This is a genomic window from Pannonibacter sp. (assembly GCF_051860505.1).
Classification (GTDB): Bacteria; Pseudomonadota; Alphaproteobacteria; order Rhizobiales; family Stappiaceae; genus Pannonibacter.
In genome coordinates this window covers 52,708-69,231 of record NZ_JBHYDX010000012.1, presented here as the reverse complement: position 1 = coordinate 69,231, position 16,524 = coordinate 52,708, and the positions used below count along the sequence as shown (strand labels likewise).

Below are 16,524 nucleotides of genomic sequence, written 5' to 3'. Positions count from 1 at the left end.
CCATGACCGCTCCCTCTGACAGCCAATTGCGGCCGCGGCCCCTCGCCCTTGATGGATCCCCAGCCCTGCTGCTTGGTCCAGCCGGACTGACCGGCGTGGTGCTGATCGAGGACTGGGGCTATGAGGGTCTTTGTGCAAGACGCAGCATGCGCCTTCTGGCGGAGTTGCTGGCGCGCGAGGGTTATCCGGTGCTGCGGTTCGATCTGCCGGGAATGGGCGGGTCGGCGATTGCCCCGGAAGCGGTAACCGGCATCGACATGCTGGACACAGCACTGGATGCCGCAATCGAGGCGCTGCAGCGGGAAACGGGAGCGGAGCAGATCGTTCTGGCCGGCCTCGGCCTCGGCACGCTGTTGGCGGCACGACGGATGGCACGCAACCGCCAGAGTATCGGCGCCCTCGTGCTCATGGCACCGCTGCTGTCCGGACGGCTTTACCTGCGCGAGGCGCAGATTCGCGGCGCGATGATTGCCGAGCGCACCCGGATCGCGCCCGAACTGCCCGAAGGGGCCGCAATGAGCGTCGCCGGCCTTGCCATGAGCGAAGGGCTTTCGCGCGACATCAGGGCGGCAAGCCTTGGCGAAGCCGCTATTCCGTGCAAATGCCCGGTCCTGTGCCTGCCGCGTCCGGGACGAACGGGAGAAGAAGACTTTGCTACAGCACTGCTGGCCAACTCCACCGGCGCGGCCAGTGTACCGTTTGCTGGCTATGACGACCTGGTAACCGACCCGACCCTCTCGACACCTCCGCTGGCAGACCTTGCGGCCATCGGGAAATGGGTGCGCCAGACGCTTCCCAGTGCGCCGTCGCCTGTCCCTTCTGCTTCTGCTGCCGCTGCCGCGCCAAGCGACGGATTGCCGGCTGGGCTTTCGGCCCGTGTGACGGGTCTGGGGTTCTGCGAGGACGTCGTGACGCTCGGACGCCGGGGCACCCTGGTCGGCACCTGGTGCGAACCGGAAGAACACGCCCGGCGCGGACGCGCGATCCTGTTCCTGACCGCAGGCGGCACGCCGCGCGCCGGTTGGGGACTGGCGACACGGGAGACCGCACGGGATCTGGCCCGGCAGGGCATTGCTTCCCTGCGGCTGGATGTCTCCGACATCGGCGACAGCGCGGCAGCCCCCGGTGCGCCGGACCCGGTGCATTACAGCGCAAGGCAGCAGGAAGACATCACCGATGCGCTTGCCTTTCTGGAGACAAGAGACGCCGGCGAGATCATCGCGACCGGGGCCTGCAGCGGCGCCTACCTCGCCTTGCGCGGGGCCATCGCCGATCCGCGCATCAAAGGCGCTGTCTGTGTCAACCTGCAGCGGTTCTTGTGGGATCCGCGCGAGAACATCGGCGACCTCTTGCGCTTCGACCATGGCGATACGGCCGACTACGCCCGCAAACTGTTCGATCCGGCGCGGATGAAGAAGCTGCTCAAAGGCGATGTTCCTGTCTTTGCGCTCATCGGCTTTTTGATCCGGCGTGCCTTGAACAGGCTTGAACGGGCCAGCGCACCATATGCGCTGGGTCTGACGACATCCTCACGGCTGCACCGGCAGATCAACACTGACCTTGCAACGCTCAGTCAGCGTGGCCAGAGGACGGACCTCGTCTACAGCGAAGGCGATCCGGGGCTTGCGTTCCTTGCGCAGGCCTTGGGACCACGTGGCCGCGATGCCGGACGCTATGCCGGTCTGACAGTGACCTTCCTTGCCGATACGGACCATAATCTGACCCCCCTGACTGCACGCAAGGCCGTTCGGGACGCCTTGTTGCGACAGGCGATGGAACGCGAGGGCAGCTGACGCTGGGCGACGGCCAGCCCGGACTACTCCGTGTCGGGTTGGTTCTGCGGAGCGGCGGCGATGAAGGCGGGGAGTTCCATGGCGGCGGCGTGGATGCGCCGGATGACCGGATAGGGCTCCATGTCGACGCCGAAGCGGCCGTTGTTGGCGACCTGCGCGACGAGACAGATGTCGGCCATCGTCGGCGTGTCGCCATGGCAGAAGCGGCCGGTCTGCGGATCATTGGCAAGATGCAGTTCCAGCGGGCCGAAGGTCTCTGCAACCCAGGTGCGGAACCAGTCGGCGACCGCTGCGTCATCTGCGCCAAAACGGCTGCGCAGGGCGTTCAAGATGCGCAGGTTGTTCACCGGGTGGATGTCGCAGGCGATCATCTGTGAGAGGGCCCTGACCCGGGCGCGACCGGCCGGGTCACGCGGCAGCAGCGCCGGCTCCGGGATCACCTCATCCAGAAACTCGATGATTGCCAGCGACTGGGACAGCACCATGCCGTCCGACCACACCAGCGTCGGGACCAGCCCTTGCGGGTTAACCGCAAGATAGGCCGGATCGCGATGCTTGCCGAGCCGAAGGTGATGGAACTCAGGGCGGTAGTCGACGCCCTTGAGGTTCAGCGCAATGCGGGCGCGAAAGGACGTGGAACTGCGGAAATAGGTGTGAAGGACGACCTCGCCCATGGCGCTCTCCCGGTCTGGATGGACAGGGGACGATTGATTGCAAATGCAACCAATCCCCGTCAAGCGCCGACTGTGGCTATCGCCCCGTCCGGCAGGGTCCTACTTGCCGTCGAACCAGATCTTCCACTGCGGCACGGCGCGAGCAAAGGTGCCGCGGTGGCTGGTGTCGCCGGTGGAAATGGCTTCCGCCATCGGATTGCCGGCACCCATGGCCGACTGATAGTTCTGCGCCATCTTGGCAACGCCGACGGTGATCGCCTCGTCGGTGTCGCCGTAATAGTTGCGCACCGGGGTCTTGATCACCCAGCGATAGGACTGGGTTTCGGCGATCAGGCGACCATAGGCAGATGCCGCGAAATACTGCGCGTCAAAATATTCCGGGCGGATGAGCTTTTTCAGGTCCGTCGGGATGGAGGCCGGGTCGACCGGCTCGCGGACATAGGCCTTGCGGGCAAGATCATAGGTCTCGTCGGTGAAGAGCGAGCGGGCAAGACCCGGAATGCCGTAGTAATTCTCGAAAGAGAAGCTCGACAGGATGAACAGGCTGTTGACCCAGACCGCATCGTTCTTGCGCGGGAAGTTGAGGAAGCCGTTCAGCGCGGCGAACACGTCCAGCGGTGCACTGGCAGTAACCGTTGCCTTCACCGCAACGCCGTCGCGCTCCAGCTTTTCCAGCATCGCCATCGCTACAAAACCGCCCTGTGACCAGCCGGCAAGAAAGAGCCCGGTGTCTGAGAGTTTCATGTCGGCTATGACGGCGCGGCTGGCGGTCAGCATGTCAGTGGTGGCCTGCTGGTGGCTGGCCTTGACCATGTAGCCTTCCGGCTCTGTCGACAGGCCCATGCCGAAATAATCAGCGCCGATGAGCAGATAGCCCTGCCCTGCGAACTGCGCGATCATCAGCTGGGTTTCCGGGGACTGATCCGGGAAGGACGGCACCTCCTGGCGTCCGTAAACCGTGCCGTGCTGGTAGGACACCAGCGGCAGCGCGGTGGCGGCAATCTCCGGCACGGCGAGCAGGCCCGTGGCAATCGTCGGCTTGCTGTTGTGCTCCGGAATGACCGACGGATAGGTGACACGATAGAGCCGGACAGCATTGGTCGCCGGCGTATAGGTCTCGGTGATGCCGGCGAAGGCGGGCGTATCCTTGGTCAGGATCTCGTTCAGCTTGTCGACATCCCAGCGGCCGATCAACTGATAGGAAACACCGCTGGACACGCTGACGACGGGCTCATCCGCATGCGCCCCCGGAGCTGGCAGGAAACTCAGACCAGCAACAGCCGTGAGTGCAAGAACAAGTCGGCGAAGCGTCAGGACAACAGGGAGCACAGGATACCTCGGCAGCTGGGATGGGCGGCAGTCCCCCATTCGGTACACCAAAGGAGAGAAAAAACAGTTAGCGCAACATGCATTTGGCGCTACCTCAGGCGTGCTCCATCAAAAGCACGACAACGGTATTCCGCTCCAGTGCCTCGTAGCTGTGATGCACGTCGCCCGGATAGGCAAAGTAGTCGCCTGGGAGCAGTTCCTCCAGCGCATCCACAGGCCCCAGCCGGGCTCGACCGGTTGCCACGATGACATGCTCGACCGTACCCGGGATATGGGGCGGTGACCGGCGCACGCGACCGGGCTGGATGTCCAGCCGGTACAGATCGCGCCGGACGGACTGTGCGCCGGCGCTCAGCAAGGTGCCGGTGTAGTCGGCCAGTTCCGAACGGGTGGCCGGCCCCTCGCCCGCCCGGATCAGACGTGCCGGGACCCGGCGCGGACGATCAACCAGCCGGCTGAACGGAACCCCGAGAGTGACCGCCAGCGTCCACAAGGTCTCGACGCTGGGATTGCCGTTGCCGGCCTCGACCTGTGACAGCGTCGACTTCGACAGATTGGCCCGGCGGGCCAGTTCGCTGAGGCTGATACCGGCCTTTTCCCGCTCTTGGCGCAAGGAGTAGGCAATCCATTGCATCAGATCATCAGCGCCGGAACCCATGGCCGGCTCGGAAGTCTGGAGAGATCCGGCCGATGCGAAGTCCGGTGTGGGGCTGTCAGACGGCGTCAGCGGCTTGCTCCGTTCGAAATAAAATTCAATCGTTCGCCTTGACGAACGATTGAGCTTCGTTCAGTTTAGCAAACATGTGGACGATATTTCAAACGCCAATCTTCGAACCCCTGACCCGTCAGGACCTCCGCGACGTCGCCCTTGTGGGCGTGGCTGCGGCGATTGTCGGCCTGTCCTTCGGCGCTATTGCCACCGGCGGCGGCTTCCCGGTCTGGGTTCCTATCCTGATGTCGCTGGTGGTGTTTGCCGGCGCCTCGCAGTTTGCTGCCATCGGCGTGATCCTCGCCGGCGGCGGTCCTGTCGCGGCGGTCCTGGCCGGGTTGATCCTGAACGCCCGCCACCTGCCCTTCGGCTTTTCCATTGCAGACCGGCTGAAAGGCAGCCTGTTGCAGCGCGTTCTCGGGGCGCATGTTCTGACGGACGAGTCCCTTGCCTTTGCACTCAAGGACAGCAACCCGCAGTGCAGCCGGGCGCTGTACTGGGCCTGCGCGCTCAGCCTGTTCCTATCGTGGAACATTGGCACCGCCCTCGGTGCGGTCATGGGTGAGACCTTGGGGGATGCGGCGACATTCGGGCTCGACGCCGCCTTCCCGGCTGTCCTTCTGGCACTGGTGCTGCCGGCGCTGAAAGGCCGCCGGACGCAAGCCGCTGCCGCACTTGGCGCGGCCGTTGGCCTGTTGCTGACGCCGTACCTGCCGGCCGGCGTGCCGGTGCTGGTATCACTCGTCGGGCTCATCGCCCTGATCGGACAGAAACACGGGACTGAACCTCTCCCCAGTGAGGAGCCAGCCGAATGAGCAGCGCCGTCATGCCGATCACCGCGATCCTTGCGCTCGCCGCAGGAACCTTTGCCTTTCGCGCAGCCGGGCCGCTGCTGCACGGCCGGCTGAGCCTGTCACCCGCCCTGCAACGGCTTTTCACCATGGCGGCAGTCATCATGCTGCTGTCGCTGGTGGTGAACTCGGCGTTGCTCGACGGGGGCGGCTTTGCCGGTTGGGCGCGGCCACTCGGTGTTGCGGCTGCCGCTGTCCTCTATTTTGCGAAGATGCCGTTTCCCGTGATCGTCATCGGCGCAGCGGCAACGGCTGCAGGTCTGCGGGCACTTGGCGTTGCGTGACAATGCCGGCAGCGAACAGCGCCAGCCAGACATAGAGCGGCTGAAACACCAGACGTACCCAATAGTACCAGCCTGAAGACGGCAGCCCATCGACGGCGAGCCCATTCAATGCATTGGCAATGTTCGCCGGAAAGACACAGACGAAGTAGATCGCCAGCATAATGCCGGCGAGGCGCCGCGTGGCTGGCACCAGAAGGCCGATGGCGCCGGCGATCTCGCAAGCTCCTGTCACCAGCACCACCTGCTCCGCAAAGGGAACAAAGCCTTCGATCATCGGGACATAGCGTCCAACCGACAGGAAGTGATCAACGCCAAAAAACACCAGGGCTGCAGCCAGGCCGAGCCGCAAGCGGCTGGCCCAATCAGGGAGAGAGGCGATGCCAAGCCGGTCACCTAACAGAGTAAGGGCAGCAGTACCGACAACAAAAGCCAGAAACATCATGACAGACGCACCTCATTATGTGAACGGCGTCAACATGAGTGAAGTCCCTTATCATCACGGCAATCTGGCGACGACGATGCTCGACACCGCAAACGCCATGCTGGAGCAGCTACCGGCTGAAAAAATCGGCCTGCGAGAAATCGCAAGACAGCTCGGCGTATCGGCGTCCGCGTCCTACCGGCATTTCGGCAGCAGGGAGGCATTGATGGCTGCACTGGCGGCCCGTGGCTTCCGGCAGTTGTCCACTGAACTGGATCGGGCGGCAGCGCTGCCGGGCGACACACCGGCCCTGCAACGCCTCGGCCACGCCTATGTCCGGTTTGCACTCGCAAACCGGAACCTGTTCGACCTGATGATGCGGCACCCTCGGGACGGCACGTCTCCAGACCTCGAAGCCTCCTCCGCGGAAGCATTCTCCAGGCTGAGTGCTGCCGTCTCCGGCCTGACCGGAACGCATCAGCGGGAAGCGACTGTTGGTGCGTGGGCCCTTGTACACGGGCTGGCCATCCTGATCAGCGACCGCCAGTTGGCAAAGGACCTGATGCAGGGTGACACGCTCGACAGGCTCGTCGAAGTGACGACCGCAACCTATCTCGCAGGCCTGTCCAGCCCCACACAGACGAGTTGAAACGCCTCAACCGAACGCATAAAGCGCGGCGAGGCCGATGCTGCCGGCGATAATGCGCCACCAGGCGAAAGGGGCGAAGCCGTGGCGGCTGACGAAGTCGAGCAGGGTCTTGACCACGAAGGCGCCGGCGATGAAGGAGGTGACAAAGCCGATGCCGATGATGGCCGCATCATCCATCGAGAGGACGTCGCGGTTCTTGTAGAGATCATAGGCGAAGGCACCGGCCATGGTCGGCAGGGCCAGGAAGAACGAGAACTCCGCTGCCGAGCGCTTGTCCGTGCCCATCAGCAGCGCGCCGACGATGGTCGCCCCGGATCGCGACACACCCGGCACCATCGCCAGACACTGGCAGAAGCCGATGGCGAGGCTGAGACCGAGAGGATATTCCATCGCGTTGGTGTAGCGCGGGGTCAGCGGCAGGCGATCAACCGCCAGCAGCACGAAGCCACCCAGAATCAGCGTGATGCAGACGAGCGTTGGCGATTCGAACAACACCGTCTTGATGAAATCATGCGCCAGAACGCCGATCACCACAGCCGGGAAAAAGGCGAGGAGAACGCTGGCGGCAAAGCGGCGGGCCGCCGGGTCATGCGGCAGGCCGACAAAAACTTTCCACAGGCGACCGAAATACACTGACAGGATCGCGAGGATCGCGCCGAACTGGATCAGCACCTCAAACGTCTTGCCGGTGCTTTCAAAGCCGAGGAAATGCCCCAGAAGAAGCAGGTGTCCGGTCGAGGAAACAGGAATGAACTCCGTCAGGCCCTCGACAATTCCGAGCAGGAAGGCGCTGACAATGGTGTCGCTCGTCATGACAATTGGCTCCTCGAAAAGACTTCCCTGATGGGTATGGATGGGATTGAAACAACCGGCGTGGCGTGGTCTATGCGGACTTCGCGATGGCCGAGAGGCGGCGGAACGGAAACAGGATGCTAACCATATCCTACTAATCTGGTGTCCGCGCGCTGGGGGGCCGCGGCGCTGAAGGTCCAATCAACTTAATGCTCACGCTCTATCATCATCCGTTCTCTCCGTCTGCCCGTTTTGTGCGCCTGCTGCTCGGTGAGTACGGGGCAAACTTCGAGCTGAAGTCCGTCAACCCGTGGGAGCGGCATCGGGAATTCCTGATGCTCAATCCGGCCGGGACCGTTCCGGTGCTGGTCGAAAACGACGGGCCGCCGATCTGTGGCCCGTTGCCGATCATGGAATATCTCGACGAGACGCGCGGCTATGCCATGGCTGATCGCCGGCTGATGCCCGATCATCCGGACCGCCGCGCCGAAACAAGGCGGCTGGTCGACTGGGCGTTGCGCAAGTTCGATGACGAGGTGGTGGGCCATTTCGTGCGCGAACGGATCTACAAGCAGGACATGCCGCGCTCCGTTGGCGGCGGCGAACCGGATTCGGCAATCCTGCGCATCGCGCGTGCGAACATTCACCACCACATGCGCTATTTCGGCTATCTTGCAGCCTCGCGCAAATGGCTGGCCGGTGACCGCCTGAGCTTTGCAGATTTTGCCCTGGCCGCCGAATTCTCCTGTGCCGACTATCTGGGCGAGGTGCCGTGGGCAGAAGAGGACAACGTCAAGGCCTGGTATGCCCGGGTGAAGTCGCGCCCGAGCTTCCGGCCCCTGCTGGCCGAGAAGATGCTCGGCATGCCGCCGGCGCACAGCTACGCGGATCTCGACTTCTGACAGCGGCAACACCAGAGGCCGCATCAGCGCCAACCGGCCGCAAACTAAGGGCGGCACTGGATGCAAAAGCTCAGGCGCTCGGGTTCAGTTCGCTTGCGGTAACGCGGCCCGATGCCATCCCGCAAGCCCCTGCACGGCTACGGCATTTCCTCGACGCCGGCTTCCACGGCTCAATGGCGTGGATGGCTGAGACCGAAGCCCGGCGCGCCGACCCGCGGGTGTTGTGGCCGGAGGTTCGCTCGATCCTGATCCTGACGATGAACTATGGCCCCGACCGGGATCCGCTGACGCACCTGGCCGATCCGACAGTGGCTGGTATTTCGGTCTATGCCAGGCACCGGGACTATCATGACGTCATCAAGGGCAAGCTGAAGGAACTGGCCAGTTTTCTCGTCTCGCGCAGCGGCGGCGATGTGAAAGTGTTCGTGGATACAGCCCCCGTGATGGAGAAGCCGCTGGCCGCTGCCGCCGGCACCGGCTGGCAGGGCAAGCACACCAACCTGGTGTCGCGGCAACTGGGGTCATGGTTCTTTCTCGGCTCCATCTTCACGACTGCAGAGCTGGAGCCGGATACGCCGGAAACGGACCATTGCGGCTCGTGTAAGGCTTGCCTCACAGCCTGCCCGACGGATGCCTTTCCCGAGGCTTATCGGCTCGATGCCCGGCGCTGCCTGTCCTATCTCACCATCGAACACGCCGGGCCTATCCCGCATGAGTTCAGGCAGCCCATGGGTAACCGGATCTACGGCTGTGACGATTGCCTGGCCGCCTGCCCCTGGAACAAGTTCGCCCAGGCGGCTCAGGAGGCCAAGCTGCAGGCGCGGGCAGATCTCGTTGATCCACCGCTGGCGGGCCTGCTGAAACTCGATGACGCAGCCTTTCGCCAGATGTTCTCCGGCTCGCCGATCAAGCGTATCGGCCGCGACCGGTTCCTGCGCAATTGCCTCATTGCGGCAGGCAACAGCGGTGACGGGAGCCTGATCCCCGACATCCTGCGCCTTGCCGGCGATGCGGCGCCTGTGGTGCGGGGAGTTGCAGTATGGGCACTCGGCCGGCTGCTGCCTGCTGCCGAACTTGACATGGTGCGTCAAAGGCTGGCATCCGCCGAGACAGATGACGGTGTCCGGGCTGAGTGGCGGGCAACGCTGACAGGTGCCCAAGAAGACATCCGGCACTAACCGCGCCGGGCGGACCTTTACTGGGTCAGATGCGCGAATGCGGCGACAACTTCCTCATAGACCTGACGCTTGAACGGCACGATCAGGCCCGGCAGGCGGTGGGCCTCCTCCCAGCGCCAATCGCTGAACTCCTGGGAATGGCCATCGGGTGGCGTCAGGATGTTGATTTCACTGTCGTCTCCGTCAAAGCGGAAGGCAAACCACTTCTGCGCCTGACCGCGAAACTTGCCGCGCCGCGCCGTGGCGATCACGTCCAGCGGATAGTCGTAGAGGAACCAGTCCGGCGCTTCAGCCAGCAGTGTGGTGCTGGCGACCGAGGTTTCCTCGAAAAGCTCACGCCGCGCAGCCTCGAGCGGATCCTCGCCGGGATCGATCCCACCTTGGGGCATCTGCCAGGCAAATCCAGGATCGACTTTGCCATGCCCGTCATGGCGGCGGCCGGCCCAGACCAGCCCGTCCCGGTTGATCAGCATGATGCCGACGCAGGGCCTGTAGGGCAGGCCATTGATGGCATCGGGCCGGGCGGGGTCAAACAATGGGCCTTGCACGGAGTTCTCCCTGGGAACCTTGCGGGGGCGCGGCCGCAGCCGCGCGGGTCGGATGCTGCGGGTTTATCCGGTGTTCTGCTGCAAGGAAAGCATGGATGACGTGCTGGGTCAGCCCTGCGGCGCGCGATCAACCGTCGCACTGATCGGCACCAGCATCAGGCCGCGTTGCTCGAGATCGCGCGACCATTCCTCCAGGGCCTTGATCGTGACCGGCAATGCCGTTCCCGCGGCCACGGCAGTGCCACGCGAACGGGCGAGGCCTTCGAGCTGCAACAAGCGGGCGTTGATCTCATCGGCCTTCGGGATCGCATCCAGCACGATATCGACCCGGCTGAACGGGGTCTGCGCGGCGTTTGCAACGGCGGGCGCAACCGTGCGCGACGAGGAGCCGTCGTCGACAAACATCAGGCCACGCCGCGTAATCTCCTCAAGCAGATACTGCATGGATGGCTCGGTCGCCGTGAACCGGGTGCCGTGGTGATTGATCACGCCGACATAGTTGGTGAAGCGGCTGAGCAGCCAGTAGAGACGGTCCATGAACTCTGGACCGCGCAGGCTGACCAGAAGCGTATGCGGGCCTGGATCATTGTCCGGATAGTCAAACGGCTCGAGCGGCAACTGCAGCAGCAGTTCATGGCCGGCGGTACGGGCTTCGCGCATCCAGCGGTCGAGCCGGTCGCCATAGGGAGCGAGAGCGAAGGTGACATCCGGCGGCAGATTTTCCAGCGCATTGCGGCTGCCGGCTTCCGACAGGCCTATGCCGCCGATGATGATGGCAATCCGCGGCGCGGAGGCCGGTTCGGCGGCAATCTGCTTGGCATAGAGATCGAGCGGACGGATGCCATCGATGCCGACTTTCGGCACAAGCCCATGATCGGCTCGCTCGGTGACGCGGTCGTCCGGCAGCACGGACAACTCGCGGCGCGAGGCAACATTCAGTTCAGCACCGACGGGAGCATCTTCGAAGCGCGGACCCAGGGTGTCGACTCGGGCCTGAACGCCATCCGGCTTGGAATCGCCCGGAATGTCGGCATTCAGCTCGACAACGGCGATATCCCGCGACGACAGGCCCTCGACCGTGCGCTCAAGCGGAACGAAAGCCGTCGGCTCCCCGCCGAGCGGATCTTCCACCACGCCAATCCAGACCAGTCCGGTCATCAGAATGACCGTCATGATACCCATGCCGATCAGGCCAAAAGGCATGCGGAAGAACTTCCGCTTGCCCATGCCAAGGGGGGCTGTCAGGTCATTTCCGGCCATGTCGCGTCTTGCCAGTGCTTGAGGCCCATCCTGGGCAAACTTCCGCCGGGGTCATCCGGCGCATCTTCTGTTCCCTTGCGGGATATCAGGCTGCGGCTCAAGGCCTCCGGCCTGGCTCCCTTACGCGACACACGGGACCAGACGGGAAACTTGAGCCGCAGCTCGGTCTCAGTTCGGGACGACCGCAGCCTTGCCGCCAACCGGCGGGAAGGCGCTGTTCATCTGCACACCGCGCAGGAGATCCAGCGCGAGGTTGAGCTGCTTGTCATCCTTCGGATCAGCCGGGACATAGGCCTGGCTGCCGGATTCTTCCTTGCCCTCGGTGCTTTCAGAGGTCAGGTGGCCGCGCAGGCCGGCTTCGCCCTTGGTCTCCGCATTGCCCTTCATGTCTTCCGGCAGGTCCTGCAGGACCTCGATGTCCGGCAGGATGCCCTTGGCCTGGATGGATGTGCCGGACGGGGTGTAGTAGCGCGCCGTGGTCAGGCGGATCGCGCCATTTGCGCCGAGCGGGATGATGGTCTGGACCGAGCCCTTGCCGAAGGACCGGGTGCCAAGCACCGTGGCCCGGCGATGGTCCTGCAGCGCACCCGCCACGATCTCCGACGCAGAGGCGGACCCGCCGTTGACCAGCACGATGACCGGCTTGCCCTTGGCAAGATCACCGGAGCGGGCATTGTAGCGCTGGGTTTCCTCGGCATTGCGGCCACGGGTGGAGACGATCTCGCCACGCTCGAGGAAGGCATCCGACACGGCGATGGCCTGGTCAAGCAGACCGCCCGGGTTGTTGCGCAGGTCGATGACGAAACCCTTCAGCTTGTCCGCCGGGATCTTGGAGACGATCTCGTCGATGCCCTTCTGCAGGCCGTCAAAGGTCTGCTCGTTGAACTGGGTCACGCGGACATAGCCAACGTCGCCCTCCTCGCGCCAACGCACGGAGCGGATCTTGATGACGTCGCGGGTGATCTTCAGAACCAGCGGATCGGCCCGGCCCTCGCGGCGCAAGGTGACCTCGATGTCGGTCTTGACGGGACCGCGCATCTTTTCCACGGCCTCGTTCAGGGTCAGGCCCTGAACCTGTTCACCGTCGATGTGGGTGATGAAGTCGCCAGACAGAACACCAGCCTTGAAGGCCGGAGTGTCGTCGATCGGGGAGACAACCTTGACCAGGCCCTCCTCCATGGTCACCTCGATGCCGAGGCCACCGAATTCGCCGCGCGTCTGCACCTGCATGTCGCGGAAAGTCTTCGGCGACATGTAGCTGGAGTGCGGGTCAAGCGAGGTGAGCATGCCATTGATGGCCGATTCGATCAGTTCGGCATCATCGGGCGCCTCGACATAGTCCGAGCGGACACGCTCGAACACATCGCCGAACAGATTGAGCTGGCGATAAGTGTCCGACGCGGCCGCATTGGCTGCACCACTCAGCCGCAGAGGCAGATTGGAGGCCGTCGTTGCGACAATAGCGCCGACCAGGATACCGGTGCACAGCAGGGTAGCTTTCCGAATCATCCGCGTACCTTTTCTTCCTCCGTGCGGGCCCACCAGGGTGTGGGGTCGATCGCACTGCCATCTTTTCTGAATTCTACATACAGGACAGGATCTGCCGATCCCAAGGCAATCGTCGAGGCGCTTGCCCAATGCGTGGAACCCATCACGCCCACCGGCTCTCCTGCCAGCACAAACTGCCCCGGTTCCACATCGATCCTGTCCATCCCAGCCAGGAGGACATGATAGCCATCGCCGGCATTCAGGATCAAGAGTTGGCCAAATGACCTAAAGGGACCCGAGTACACCACCCAGCCATCGCCGGGCGCTGTAATGCGCGCACCGGCCCGGGTGGCGATGGACTGGCCTTCGGTCACTCCGCCAAAATCATCCGCCTGGCCGAAATCCTTCAGCAAGGTGCCGGAAACCGGGCGCGGAAGCTGGCCTTTTGTGTCGGCAAAGGCGATGGCCGGGGCCAGTCGTCCTGCGTCGGCAAAGGGGTCGGTGCTTCGCCGGCCACCGGCCGCGCGCTGTTCACTTGCCCGGGCTGCAGCTTCCGCAGCCTCACGGGCAGAGGCGATTTCAGCTTCAAGGCTGGCGATCAATTCCTTGAGAGATCCAGCCTTGCCGGCCAGTTCCTCGGCACGCTTCTGTTCGCCCGTCAAAACGCCGGCCGTCGCCTCACGCTGCTGACGCTTGGCGGCAATCAGCAGTTCAAGACGGGATTGCTCTTCCGCAAGCCGCGTCGAATCACCGACCAACCGTTCCTTTTCGGAGACAATGGAGATCTTCAGACGCGTCAGTTCCTCGAGGTCGGAGGCAAGCGCCTCGGCCTCGATGCGCAGATCCGGCATGACGGCGTTCAAGAGGATCGCCGATCGGACCGCAGCCAGGGCATCGGCAGGCCGCACCGCCAGCGCCGGCGGCGGACGCCGACCAATGCGCTGCAGGGAGGCCAGCACTTCGGACAGCGTTCCCCGCCGCTCCCAGAGGGAGACACGCACCGCGTCCTCGTTTTCCGCCAGTCGTTGCAAGCGCCGCTCCGTGTTGGCGAGATCCGCCTCTAGTCCCTTGATCTTGGCCGCCGTGCGCAGGACGGCAGCATTGATTTCGGCACTGTCGCGGTCAATCGCGGCGATTTCTTGGGCGATCTCGCGCTGACGGGCCGCAGACAATTCAATATCGCGTGACAGCGCGGCAAGTTCAGCTTCCCGCTCGGCCTTGCGCTGGCGCGCCTCGATCTCGACCGGCGTCAGGCCGGGCTGGGTTTCAGACGCTGTGGTTTGCGGCGCTGTGGTTTGAGGCGCCGTGGTTTGCAACTCAGTCGCTTGGCCGGGACCGCCGGTTGCAAAGATGCAGGCAAGTCCCAGGAGCGCAGCAAGTTGTCTTGCGCGGCTCCCGCCGATGCCCCGCCCTTGTCCCCTGCCTAGCACGCGTTGCTTGTCCCGGCCTTGCGCCATCCGGACAATCCCGGAGGCGCGCATCACATCCCCCAAGCATCAGGCGGGGGCGTTAAGGAAGTGTTTACCAAGGTAACCACAGCGCCAAGCTTTGCGCCGTTTTCCCCGCAGAAGAGTGATGCAGGTGAAATACGGCAGCATGCAGGCAGACCACCTGCCTCGAACGGCCAGATGCCGCATGGGCAAGTCTTGTGCCCAAGGCGCTGGGATGCTGGCGCATCGCGCCCTGGCGAGGCTCAGACGCCGCACGGGCAAGTCTGATACCCAAGGCGCTAAGATGCTGGCGCATCACGCCCTGGCGAGGCTCAGACGCCGCACGGGCAAGTCTGATACCCAGGGCGCTAAGATGCTGGCGCATCACGCCCTGGCGAGGCTCAGACGCCGCACGGGCTCAGTCAGACCCGATGATAGGGATGACCGGACTGGATGGTGAAGGCGCGGTAGATCTGCTCGGCAATGAGAATGCGGACGATCTGGTGCGGCCAGGTCATCGCCCCGAGCGCCAGCACCACGTCGGCGCGGGCGCGCATGTCGGGTCCATGACCATCAGCGCCGCCGATGGCAAAGGCGATTTCCGGCGCGCCTTCATCCATCCAGCCGCGCAGACGGTCGGACAAGGCGGGACTGGTCATCGTCTTTCCGGTCTCGTCCAGCACAACAAGTCTGGCGCGTTGCGACAGGGCCGCGAGCAGGGCGGTCGCTTCCTCGGCCTTGCGGTCCTCGGGCCGTGCCGCGCGGCTTTCAGGCAGTTCGAGCATGTCGACGGAACTGACGCCCAGCCCTTTGCCGGTCTTGCGGGCGCGGTCAAGATAGCGGTCGAGTAGGTCCCGGTCGGCGCCCGCCTTCATGCGGCCGACAGCGGCAATCATATAGCGCATGAAAGATCAGCCTCCGGCGGGAGCAGTCCCGCCGGCCCAGGGCCGCACGTCCGGCAAATCAGCCGACGTAGTGCGGCGTTTCAGTCGAATCGGCCGCCCACATCCGTTCCAGGTTGTAGAACCCGCGAACTTCCGGGCGGAATACGTGGACGATCACGTCACCGGCATCGACCAGCACCCAGTCACAATGGGACTGGCCTTCGGCGCGCGGGTTGCCGTAGCCGGCTTCCTTGATATCGCGCAGAAGATGATCGGCGATAGCGCCGACATGACGGTGCGACCGGCCGGAGACGATCACCATGTAATCGGCCAGGGCGCTCTTGCCAGCAATCTCAAGGGAGACAACGTCTTCCGCCTTCGCGTCATCAAGACTGGCGAGGATCGTTTCAATCAGCGTGCCCTTGGCTTTGTCGCCGAGTGCGGACTGAAGAGGAGCGGTCGGAGCCTGCCCCTCGCTTTCAAAGGTCATGTTCAGGTGTTCTGCCTTTCAAAAACAGTTGTGGCGGATGCGCACGCCTTGCCGCCGTTCACCAACAGGGTGGCAGTGTTTCAGACCTTGCCTGCCACCTGCCAACAAGAATAGCTGCCGGGACCTTACAATTTCAAGACAGATGCCTTGCCATCGTTAATGCCCGTTTACGGCAACTGTGCAGATTGCGCCAGTCACCGTTGCCCGGCTTCCCGTCGCAGGACCGTCGAGGATGTCGGATCCAGAGGCGCATGCAGGAAAACCCAGGCCGGTGCCGGGCATCGCATCAACAGTCCGGCCTCGTTTTCCGGAACCCGGGCCCGACTGTAAACTTGAGCCATAGGGGCAAACAGCGGCGAAAGCGAGGCGCCCGGGCGGTTTACCACCGCTATCGGTACGGTTTCGACAATGTCGCGCCAGTTTTGCCAGCGGTGGAAGCCGGCAAGATTGTCGGCCCCCATGATCCAGCAGAAGGAAACGCCCGGCCGGCGATGCAGGATTCCGGCCAGCGTGCTGGCGGTGTAGCTGGTGCCCAGAACCGCCTCATAGGCAGTCACTTTCATGCGCGGATGACTGGCAATTGCAGACACCAGCTCGATGCGGCGCTCCAGCGGCGCCAGATTGCCATGGTCCTTGAGCGGATTGCCGGGCGTAACGAGCCACCAGACCTGGTCCAGCCCCAGCCGCTGCATCGCGGTTTGCGCGACAAGCTGGTGACCGGAATGAGGCGGATTGAAGGACCCGCCGAACAAGCCGATGCGATTGCCCGCTTCGGCATGCGGCAGGTTCATCCACGCGGGGTGGACCCCAGAAGGGCAGTTCAGCTCATGCATCGACGGGGT

At 63.9% G+C, this 16,524-nt stretch carries 18 protein-coding genes; 6 read left to right on the top strand and 12 right to left on the bottom strand.

What is annotated here, in order from left to right:
• The first annotated feature begins 2 nt into the window (after positions 1 to 2).
• Entirely contained in the window at positions 3 to 1,793 is a 1,791-nt protein-coding gene (locus ACTIFE_RS10355; RefSeq protein WP_439529074.1) for an alpha/beta fold hydrolase, read from the top strand.
• Positions 1,794 to 1,816: 23 nt separating this feature from the next.
• Here ACTIFE_RS10355 and maiA read toward each other — a convergent pair whose 3' ends face one another.
• The 3 genes from maiA to ACTIFE_RS10340 all read right to left on the bottom strand — a co-directional run bounded on the left by maiA (position 1,817) and on the right by ACTIFE_RS10340 (position 4,454).
• Positions 1,817 to 2,467 carry a maleylacetoacetate isomerase gene (maiA, locus tag ACTIFE_RS10350; protein ID WP_439529073.1) on the bottom strand — a complete coding sequence of 217 codons (651 nt, stop codon included), beginning with the start codon at positions 2,465 to 2,467 and terminating at the stop codon, positions 1,817 to 1,819.
• Between the two features lie 99 nt (positions 2,468 to 2,566).
• Positions 2,567 to 3,796 (bottom strand): alpha/beta hydrolase family protein, encoded by a 1,230-nt coding sequence (locus ACTIFE_RS10345; protein WP_439529072.1) that lies wholly within the window; start codon positions 3,794 to 3,796, stop codon positions 2,567 to 2,569.
• A gap of 94 nt (positions 3,797 to 3,890) precedes the next feature.
• Entirely contained in the window at positions 3,891 to 4,454 is a 564-nt protein-coding gene (locus tag ACTIFE_RS10340; protein WP_439529071.1) for a helix-turn-helix domain-containing protein, read from the bottom strand.
• 143 nt (positions 4,455 to 4,597) lie between these two features.
• Here ACTIFE_RS10340 and ACTIFE_RS10335 point away from each other — a divergent pair, with 143 nt between their 5' ends.
• The gene (locus ACTIFE_RS10335; protein WP_439529070.1) at positions 4,598 to 5,320 is read left to right on the top strand and encodes an AzlC family ABC transporter permease; all 723 of its coding nucleotides are present in this window, start codon (positions 4,598 to 4,600) and stop codon (positions 5,318 to 5,320) included.
• Positions 5,317 to 5,640 (top strand): AzlD domain-containing protein, encoded by a 324-nt coding sequence (locus ACTIFE_RS10330; RefSeq protein WP_439529069.1) that lies wholly within the window; start codon positions 5,317 to 5,319, stop codon positions 5,638 to 5,640. The genes ACTIFE_RS10335 and ACTIFE_RS10330 overlap by 4 nt, the downstream gene beginning before the upstream one ends.
• Here the strand turns inward: ACTIFE_RS10330 and ACTIFE_RS10325 are convergent.
• Positions 5,588 to 6,082: a DoxX family protein gene (locus tag ACTIFE_RS10325; RefSeq protein WP_439529068.1), complete on the bottom strand. Its 495-nt coding sequence runs from the start codon at positions 6,080 to 6,082 to the stop codon at positions 5,588 to 5,590. The genes ACTIFE_RS10330 and ACTIFE_RS10325 overlap by 53 nt on opposite strands.
• Between ACTIFE_RS10325 and ACTIFE_RS10320 the strand changes: the two genes are divergently transcribed.
• Positions 6,081 to 6,710, top strand: a complete 630-nt coding sequence (locus tag ACTIFE_RS10320; RefSeq protein WP_439529067.1) for a TetR/AcrR family transcriptional regulator — start codon at positions 6,081 to 6,083, stop codon at positions 6,708 to 6,710. The two genes, ACTIFE_RS10325 and ACTIFE_RS10320, sit on opposite strands and share 2 nt — an antisense overlap.
• 6 nt (positions 6,711 to 6,716) lie before the next feature.
• Here the strand turns inward: ACTIFE_RS10320 and ACTIFE_RS10315 are convergent, their stop codons facing one another.
• Complete coding sequence (locus tag ACTIFE_RS10315; RefSeq protein WP_439529066.1) at positions 6,717 to 7,523, bottom strand: undecaprenyl-diphosphate phosphatase; 807 nt, start codon at positions 7,521 to 7,523, stop codon at positions 6,717 to 6,719.
• Positions 7,524 to 7,711: 188 nt separating this feature from the next.
• Here ACTIFE_RS10315 and ACTIFE_RS10310 point away from each other — a divergent pair, with 188 nt between their 5' ends.
• Positions 7,712 to 8,404, top strand: coding sequence for a glutathione S-transferase family protein (locus tag ACTIFE_RS10310; protein WP_106752594.1), 693 nt, complete (start codon positions 7,712 to 7,714; stop codon positions 8,402 to 8,404).
• Entirely contained in the window at positions 8,401 to 9,582 is a 1,182-nt protein-coding gene (gene queG / locus ACTIFE_RS10305; RefSeq protein WP_439529141.1) for a tRNA epoxyqueuosine(34) reductase QueG, read from the top strand. Before ACTIFE_RS10310 ends, queG begins: the two co-directional genes overlap by 4 nt.
• Before the next feature lie 17 nt (positions 9,583 to 9,599).
• Here the strand turns inward: queG and ACTIFE_RS10300 are convergent, their stop codons facing one another.
• From ACTIFE_RS10300 to ACTIFE_RS10270, 7 genes are all read right to left on the bottom strand, one after another.
• On the bottom strand, positions 9,600 to 10,130 hold the full coding sequence (locus ACTIFE_RS10300; protein WP_439529065.1) for an RNA pyrophosphohydrolase: 531 nt from the start codon (positions 10,128 to 10,130) through the stop codon (positions 9,600 to 9,602).
• Positions 10,131 to 10,238: 108 nt separating this feature from the next.
• Positions 10,239 to 11,390, bottom strand: coding sequence for a divergent polysaccharide deacetylase family protein (locus ACTIFE_RS10295; protein WP_439529064.1), 1,152 nt, complete (start codon positions 11,388 to 11,390; stop codon positions 10,239 to 10,241).
• Positions 11,391 to 11,558: 168 nt separating this feature from the next.
• Positions 11,559 to 12,899: a S41 family peptidase gene (locus tag ACTIFE_RS10290; protein ID WP_439529063.1), complete on the bottom strand. Its 1,341-nt coding sequence runs from the start codon at positions 12,897 to 12,899 to the stop codon at positions 11,559 to 11,561.
• Positions 12,896 to 14,194, bottom strand: a complete 1,299-nt coding sequence (locus ACTIFE_RS10285; RefSeq protein ID WP_439529062.1) for a murein hydrolase activator EnvC family protein — start codon at positions 14,192 to 14,194, stop codon at positions 12,896 to 12,898. The genes ACTIFE_RS10290 and ACTIFE_RS10285 overlap by 4 nt, the downstream gene beginning before the upstream one ends.
• A 536-nt stretch (positions 14,195 to 14,730) precedes the next feature.
• Positions 14,731 to 15,213: a 23S rRNA (pseudouridine(1915)-N(3))-methyltransferase RlmH gene (rlmH, locus tag ACTIFE_RS10280; protein ID WP_439529061.1), complete on the bottom strand. Its 483-nt coding sequence runs from the start codon at positions 15,211 to 15,213 to the stop codon at positions 14,731 to 14,733.
• A 58-nt stretch (positions 15,214 to 15,271) separates the two neighbouring features.
• Complete coding sequence (gene rsfS, locus ACTIFE_RS10275) at positions 15,272 to 15,682, bottom strand: ribosome silencing factor (RefSeq protein WP_439529060.1); 411 nt, start codon at positions 15,680 to 15,682, stop codon at positions 15,272 to 15,274.
• A 194-nt stretch (positions 15,683 to 15,876) separates the two neighbouring features.
• Positions 15,877 to 16,473, bottom strand: a complete 597-nt coding sequence (locus tag ACTIFE_RS10270; protein WP_439529059.1) for a nicotinate-nucleotide adenylyltransferase — start codon at positions 16,471 to 16,473, stop codon at positions 15,877 to 15,879.
• Positions 16,474 to 16,524: the final 51 nt, after the last annotated feature.

What these genes read in the sequence shown, in the direction of transcription:
- ACTIFE_RS10355 (WP_439529074.1), top strand. Translation starts at nt 3, where the DNA reads ATGACCGCTCCCTCTGACAGCCAATTGCGGCCGCGGCCCCTCGCCCTT.
- maiA (WP_439529073.1), bottom strand. Translation starts at nt 2,467, where the DNA reads ATGGGCGAGGTCGTCCTTCACACCTATTTCCGCAGTTCCACGTCCTTT.
- ACTIFE_RS10340 (WP_439529071.1), bottom strand. Translation starts at nt 4,454, where the DNA reads ATGGGTTCCGGCGCTGATGATCTGATGCAATGGATTGCCTACTCCTTG.
- ACTIFE_RS10335 (WP_439529070.1), top strand. Translation starts at nt 4,598, where the DNA reads ATGTGGACGATATTTCAAACGCCAATCTTCGAACCCCTGACCCGTCAG.
- ACTIFE_RS10330 (WP_439529069.1), top strand. Translation starts at nt 5,317, where the DNA reads ATGAGCAGCGCCGTCATGCCGATCACCGCGATCCTTGCGCTCGCCGCA.
- ACTIFE_RS10320 (WP_439529067.1), top strand. Translation starts at nt 6,081, where the DNA reads ATGACAGACGCACCTCATTATGTGAACGGCGTCAACATGAGTGAAGTC.
- ACTIFE_RS10325 (WP_439529068.1), bottom strand. Translation starts at nt 6,082, where the DNA reads ATGATGTTTCTGGCTTTTGTTGTCGGTACTGCTGCCCTTACTCTGTTA.
- ACTIFE_RS10315 (WP_439529066.1), bottom strand. Translation starts at nt 7,523, where the DNA reads ATGACGAGCGACACCATTGTCAGCGCCTTCCTGCTCGGAATTGTCGAG.
- ACTIFE_RS10310 (WP_106752594.1), top strand. Translation starts at nt 7,712, where the DNA reads ATGCTCACGCTCTATCATCATCCGTTCTCTCCGTCTGCCCGTTTTGTG.
- ACTIFE_RS10295 (WP_439529064.1), bottom strand. Translation starts at nt 11,390, where the DNA reads ATGGCCGGAAATGACCTGACAGCCCCCCTTGGCATGGGCAAGCGGAAG.
- ACTIFE_RS10290 (WP_439529063.1), bottom strand. Translation starts at nt 12,899, where the DNA reads ATGATTCGGAAAGCTACCCTGCTGTGCACCGGTATCCTGGTCGGCGCT.
- rlmH (WP_439529061.1), bottom strand. Translation starts at nt 15,213, where the DNA reads ATGCGCTATATGATTGCCGCTGTCGGCCGCATGAAGGCGGGCGCCGAC.
- rsfS (WP_439529060.1), bottom strand. Translation starts at nt 15,682, where the DNA reads ATGACCTTTGAAAGCGAGGGGCAGGCTCCGACCGCTCCTCTTCAGTCC.
- ACTIFE_RS10270 (WP_439529059.1), bottom strand. Translation starts at nt 16,473, where the DNA reads ATGAACCTGCCGCATGCCGAAGCGGGCAATCGCATCGGCTTGTTCGGC.